General features: G+C 64.4%; 9 protein-coding genes and 1 pseudogene. 9 read left to right on the top strand and 1 reads right to left on the bottom strand.

The annotated features are described in order from the left end of the window. The first annotated feature begins 157 nt into the window (after positions 1-157). The 9 genes and pseudogenes from ACOJTB_RS16540 to ACOJTB_RS16500 all read left to right on the top strand — a co-directional run bounded on the left by ACOJTB_RS16540 (position 158) and on the right by ACOJTB_RS16500 (position 5,016). The gene (locus ACOJTB_RS16540) at positions 158-1,078 is read left to right on the top strand and encodes a DUF4123 domain-containing protein (protein WP_420103622.1); all 921 of its coding nucleotides are present in this window, start codon (positions 158-160) and stop codon (positions 1,076-1,078) included. Further along, complete coding sequence (locus ACOJTB_RS16535; protein WP_420103621.1) at positions 1,078-1,665, top strand: hypothetical protein; 588 nt, start codon at positions 1,078-1,080, stop codon at positions 1,663-1,665. Before ACOJTB_RS16540 ends, ACOJTB_RS16535 begins: the two co-directional genes overlap by 1 nt. 10 nt (positions 1,666-1,675) lie before the next feature. After that, positions 1,676-2,143 carry a hypothetical protein gene (locus ACOJTB_RS16530; RefSeq protein ID WP_420103620.1) on the top strand — a complete coding sequence of 156 codons (468 nt, stop codon included), beginning with the start codon at positions 1,676-1,678 and terminating at the stop codon, positions 2,141-2,143. Between the two features lie 101 nt (positions 2,144-2,244). Next, a pseudogene (locus tag ACOJTB_RS16525) lies at positions 2,245-2,406 on the top strand (T6SS immunity protein Tdi1 domain-containing protein); the annotation flags it as partial. A 36-nt stretch (positions 2,407-2,442) separates the two neighbouring features. Then, on the top strand, positions 2,443-3,021 hold the full coding sequence (locus ACOJTB_RS16520; RefSeq protein WP_420103619.1) for a suppressor of fused domain protein: 579 nt from the start codon (positions 2,443-2,445) through the stop codon (positions 3,019-3,021). Between the two features lie 97 nt (positions 3,022-3,118). Further along, positions 3,119-3,622 (top strand): hypothetical protein, encoded by a 504-nt coding sequence (locus tag ACOJTB_RS16515; RefSeq protein WP_420103618.1) that lies wholly within the window; start codon positions 3,119-3,121, stop codon positions 3,620-3,622. Between the two features lie 56 nt (positions 3,623-3,678). Beyond that, the gene (locus ACOJTB_RS16510; protein WP_420103617.1) at positions 3,679-3,810 is read left to right on the top strand and encodes a hypothetical protein; all 132 of its coding nucleotides are present in this window, start codon (positions 3,679-3,681) and stop codon (positions 3,808-3,810) included. A 67-nt stretch (positions 3,811-3,877) separates the two neighbouring features. Continuing rightward, entirely contained in the window at positions 3,878-4,348 is a 471-nt protein-coding gene (locus ACOJTB_RS16505; RefSeq protein ID WP_420103616.1) for a hypothetical protein, read from the top strand. Further along, positions 4,345-5,016, top strand: a complete 672-nt coding sequence (locus ACOJTB_RS16500) for a GAD-like domain-containing protein (protein ID WP_420103615.1) — start codon at positions 4,345-4,347, stop codon at positions 5,014-5,016. Before ACOJTB_RS16505 ends, ACOJTB_RS16500 begins: the two co-directional genes overlap by 4 nt. A gap of 244 nt (positions 5,017-5,260) precedes the next feature. Here ACOJTB_RS16500 and ACOJTB_RS16495 read toward each other — a convergent pair. Continuing rightward, positions 5,261-5,768, bottom strand: a 508-nt coding sequence (locus ACOJTB_RS16495) for an alpha-hydroxy acid oxidase (RefSeq protein ID WP_420103614.1), incomplete at its 5' end; no start/stop codon positions are given.

The following is a 5,768-nucleotide window of genomic DNA, read 5'->3' as shown; positions in this document are numbered from 1 at the left end:
CCCCCTGGGGGGGTTATCGTCCCCGGCCTGCCGAGGGTGGTGCGCGGGGTGGCGGGGGGCGGGGGCGGGGGCGGGGCGGGCCCGGCCGCGCCCGCCAGCTGCATGAAGGCGGCGGCCCAGAGCGGCGCACCCTTCGTGCGGCCGTGAGAGGCCGGCGATGAACGGGCCGGACGCCTTCGCGGCGGCGTTGGGGAGCCTGCCGCAGGACTGGTTCGCCGTCATCGATGGCGGGCCATTCGACGATCTGCCGCTGCTGCTGGCCTCCTATGGGCTGAGCGGGCGGGCGCTTTACCTGGAGGGCGGGCGGCCCGAGATCCGCGATGCGGCGGGCTATCTGGTGCCGCTCTTGAATGCCGAGCAGTGGCAGGCGGCACAGGCGCTCGCCGCCGGCAGGCCGGCTCTGGTGGTCTGGTCCTGGCAGGACGGGATCGACGCGCTCTACCGGCATCTGCGCACGCTCAATCTCGTCCAGATCCCGAATGAGGCTCGCGCAGAGGCGCAGGCCCGGGGCGAGGAGATCGATCCGGAAGAATACCCCGCCTATGAGAGCGTGCTCTTCCGCCATTGGGACCCGAACGTGCTGGGCAGCCTGCTGCCGCTGCTGACGCCCGAGCAGCAGGCCCGCTTCTTCGGCCGCGCCGCCGGCGTGGTGTTCGAGGCCCCCGACCATGGCGGGCTGCACCGGATCGCCAAACCGCCCGCCTTGCCGCCCCCGGCACCGGGCATGCTGCGGTTTTCGGCCGAGCAGATGGGCGGCTTGCGCGATCAGCAACAAAGCGTCATGGCGCAGCGCGTCAGCGTCTATCTGCGCGACAATATGCCAGCCGGGATCGTTCTCACCGACACCGAGCTGCAGGCGTTCGCAGCGCAATCTGTCCAGCAATCCACAGCGATGGGCATGGAAGCCGAAGGTGCGCATTGCCGGTGGGCTTACCTTCAGCTGATTTCGAATGGTCGGATCTTGGAAGCCGAGGGTGTGGCGGAACTATTCGCCCGCCGGGATGCTTCCGTTTCGGCCGATGAACGTGTCGCCATGCTCATGCGAGGCATGATCGGCGCCTTGCGTCGAGCGGACTGATGGCAATCGCTCTGCCCTTTTCGCCGCCGACCTGGCCATTCTGGTCAGCGGTGGGGACATTTATCGCCGAAAACGCGGTTGCCATCGCCGTCGGCGTTGTCGGAGCCGGCGCAATCACCGCCAGCCAGATGACGAAAGCCGACAGCGAGGCGACAGAAAAGGACAAGGCGGGGACCAAGACCGTCACTTGCGCGACCTGCAAGGACAATCCATGCGCCAGCTTGGCCTCTGGCGTGCCCGGAAGCCCCTATCGCGGCGGTGCAGCCGGTGGGCTGCGCGGTACGGTGGGGGACAAGCTCTCTCCGCATCATACCCCAGCCGACTCGGCCTCGCACTTGCCTTGGGCGGTGGGGCCGGCCGTGCAGATGGACGAGGCAGACCACAAACTCACGGCAAGCTATGGCTCGTCCGCTTCCGCTCGCGCCTATCAGCAGGCGCAGAAAAAACTGATCGACTCCGGCAACTTCATGGCTGCCCAAGCGATGGATATCGCCGATCTGGCTCAGTTCTCGCCAAAATACGATAGCGCTATCGCGCAGATGGAGGCTTATACGCTCTGCCTGAAGCGCAATGGCATCATCAAGTGAGGCCTTCTCCATGTGGACGATCGAACCTTATCACGGCGCCGGGTCCTTGCGGTTCGGTTCGAGTCAGAAAGAGGCCGAACGTCTGCTGGGGCCGCCGGCTTCCGTGAAGGCCAATTTTCTTGGGGGCCTGACCGAGCGGCGCGGCGAGACCGATCCAATCCTCACTTTCGCCGAAGGGCAGCTGTCTGAAATCGAGTTCCTTCCCAGCATTCCCGGCGTTAGAATCGGCGGGATCGACATTTTCGGCGAGGACCCGTTCATCGTGCTCTCCCGGCTCTACACGCTCGCCGGGAGTGCGTATGCAGGCGTCGGATCCGTGCTGTTTCTGCCGCTGGGCGTCAACACGACCGGCTTCATCGATCTGAAGACCTTGCGCTGGCGGTCCGATCCGGATGAACGATCGCTGACCGTCTTCCGCAAGGGACAATTCGACTTCCTGCTCGAGGATATGAGCCCGTGGGTTATTCCCAGCCTTTGACGGGCTGCGATTCATCCGCGTCGCTTTGAAGGGACGGTCGGGTCAGTGACCGAGACCCCTGGAGCACCGGCTCTCTCGCTCAGGACCGCGCCGGGCATGTCTATGGCTTCAAGCCGGCGCTGGCACTCGGCGGCGAGCCGAAGCTGGAGAACCTCGCCATCTACGGAGCTCTGGAGCATTTCAGCATCCTTGCCGATCTCGCGCCGCTGCGGCTGATGGACTACTCCACGCCGCAGCCCCGCTTCGTCCGCGAGATCGGGTGAGGAGGGACCGTACGAAGACGAAGGCCCAGATCGACGATGGAAACGTCCAAAGAGAACAAGATCATCGCGCGATCGCTCGTTTCCATCTTCGGTGGCAAGCCTTCGGTCAATCTGTGGTGGGATGAGCGGGAAACGACCTCGGTCGCGATCCTCAAATGCGCGGATGCCCCACAAAGGGGCGTCGTGAGCTATGCCACGGTCAATCTCTCGGATCACCCGGTGATGATGGACGGCAAGCCCTATCCGGCTCGGGTGGAGATCGTCGGAGCCTGCGCCGCCGAGACCCGACATTTCCCCAACGTCATCTCGACCTGTGCCTTTTACATCATCAAGGACAAATGGTTCATCGCGCCGGGTGTGATCTACCCCGATATCGTGACGATGTATACGATGTCGAAGACGCTGGCGCATGTGATGTTCGTGCCGCCCTTCCTCTGGGACGAGCGGCTGAAGACGATGACCTTCGAGAGCAAGACTGTGGCATTCCTGATGGCGGTGCCGATCTCCGAGATGGAGCGGAGACATGCCGAGGAGCATGGCGCCGAAGCGCTCGAAACCCTGTTCGAGGACAAGCAGATCGACGTCTTCGATATCGACCGGCCATCCGTGGTGTGAGCGCTTCCCGGCGGGTTATGCTGCAAACGCCCTGCCGCTCCGCATGGCCGGGAGCACGACACCGCACCGATCGATCGGATGTGGGAGAAGGGCCGGGATGACCGTCGAGATCATGTTCAATCGGGGCTTCGGCCCGCTCCTGCTGGGGATGAGCCCGGCCGAGGTCGCGGCCGTGGCCGGGCCGCCGAAATCGGTCGAGGACCCGATGACCTACGACTTTATGCTCGACGAGCTGAAGCCGTTCCAGCGCGATCAGCTCATCGAAAGCCGCAAGCCCAATGCCGCCTTGCCGGTGATCGATCTGCACTATTGGCAAGGTCGGCTCGCCGCGATCAGCATCGATGGCAAGTCGTCCGAGGCGGTGCTCGACGGGCATCCGCTCACCGAGCCGCGCGCGGTGCTGCTCAATCATCTGGCCTCGCTCGACAGCGATATCCTGATCAATGCGGAGAGCTATTACTTTCGCAGTCTCGGCATCATTGCCACACGCCAGAAGACCCGTAAGGACATCAACTATGTGCGGGTGGTGGATCGGGATTTTCTGGAAATGCGCCGGTTTTTCGAGCGCTACAAGCCGCATTCGGGCAAGCTGATTCCGTAGGAGGGCTTGTGTAATGGAGCCCGCGAGGTGCGGCGGCCAAGAGCGGCTCGCCCCTCATGCAGCGACGGCCCGAGATCCGCGATGCGGCGGGCTATCTGCTGTCGCTGCTGACGCCCGAGCTGTGGCAGGCGGCGCGGGCGCTGATGCGGCGGCCGATTTCGCCATTCTGCGACGCGGCGATGAACTGACGACCGATACCGTCCTGCGGAGGGATGCCGATCCGGCCTGAGGCCCTATGCGGGTGAGGCTGAACATATGCGTTGGGACATTCGGCCGGGCGATGGCGCAGGGCCACTGCATTTCGGGGCCTCCGCCGCGCATGTTGCGGCGATCCTGGGGGCGCCCCTGCGGGTCAAGACGGATCCGGGGTCATCTTTGCCCGGAAGTGAAACCCGTGCGCTCGACCTCCCGATCCTGCATTATGAGAAGGGTTCGCTCGTCGAAATATCCTTTGGCTTGCAAGTGCCGGGCGTATCCCTCGATGGCGTCGCCTTGGCGCCCGACAATCGACCGGATGCTCTGCGCTTCATCGAGAAGAGTTTCGGGCCGCTGGTCGAAAGCTTTGGATTTGTTGTGAGCTATCGTGCGTCACTCAGCCTGACCGGCTTTCACGATGGCGACGATGATCAGTTTGCGGTCAACGTCTTTGCCCGGGCCGATACGATGGCATCAGATCTGAGGCGCGTCCCATTTTTTTCGGGTAGTTGCAAGCTGGGAGGCCCATGACCAAACTCAGCGAGGACTTCGAATATTTTCTTGAGCGCTTTGGGCGTCCCGTCGGCGGGGGCGCGCTCGATGAGGCGGTGCGGGCGGCTTATCGGGGCAAGGTGCCGGACAGCCTGACCGATTTCTGGGAAGAGGTCGGGATCGGGCTGGTGCTCGACGGCTATTTCCAGCTTTGCGATCCGCGGCGCTATGCCCCCGTGGTCGAGCGCCTGTTCGGCGCAGATCCGCAACTGGACGCTGCGCGCCTGCATCTGCTTGGGTTTTCGGCGATGGGCAGCCTTCTGCTGTGGCACGAGATTCACCGGGCTGTTCGTGTCCGGCTGCCCAATGGCGAAGCCGTGGCCCGTGACCTGCTGCGTGGTGATGGAGGTGGTTCTGCCGAAATTTCGCTCGGCACGGCGTTGACGATGATCGACGCCGCTTCCTACGATCAGAATGACACGTCCGGGAAACATTTGTTCAAGCGGGCGCGCAAGGCGCTGGGCCCGCTGAAGCTCGGGCAGATCTATGGCTTCAAACCAGCTCTCGCGCTGGGCGGCGAGCCGAAGCTGGAGAATCTCGCCATCTACGGAGCTCTGGAGCATTTCAGCATCCTCGCCGATCTCGCGGCGCTGCGGCTGATGGATTACTCCAAGCCGCAGCCCCGCTTCGTCCGCGAGATCGGGTGAGGCGCAGGAGCGATCGTCCGAAAACACGGCCGCCGAATGCTCGCATGCGAGATGGGCTGGGGGCCTGGCCGGTGCGGTTGATGCTGCCGCTGATCAGTTCGCGGCGAGGCAGAGCAGGATGCGGCCGGGGCCGGGGGAGATGAAGAAGCCGTGCAGATAGGGGGGCGCGCTTGATCCGAGCGTGGCTGAGATCGGCACGACGCGCGCCCGTCCGCATCAAGGCAATGCCGCCTCCCGAATCGGCTCAGCCGTCAGCCAGCCGCCGGATCGCGCCCTCGCGCCCGCCGACCAGGATGCGCTCGTCGACATTCTGGATGTCGCGCAGGCCGCACAGGGCCATGGTGGTGTCTAGTTCCTTGCGGATGATATCGAGCGCGCAGGTGACGCCCTGTTCGCCCATCGCGCCGAGGCCGTAGAGGAAGGCGCGGCCGATGAAGGTGCCCTTGGCCCCCAGCGCGATCGCCTTCAGCACGTCCTGCCCGGAGCGGATGCCGCTGTCGAACAGCACCTCGATACGGTCGCCGACCTGATCGACGATGCCCGGCAGCGCCTCGATCGAAGACAGGGCGCCGTCGAGCTGGCGCCCGCCATGGTTGGAGACGATCAGCGCATCGGCGCCGCTGTTCGCCGCCATTTCGGCGTCCTCGGGGTCGAGGATGCCCTTGAGGATCAGCTTGCCACCCCACTGATCCTTGATCCACTTCACATCGTCCCAGTTCAGCTTCGGGTCGAACTGGCTGGCGGTCCAGGAG

This window comes from Allobosea sp., assembly GCF_048595345.1.
Taxonomy (GTDB): Bacteria; Pseudomonadota; Alphaproteobacteria; order Rhizobiales; family Beijerinckiaceae; genus Allobosea.
This window is presented reverse-complemented; position numbering and strand designations above follow the sequence as displayed.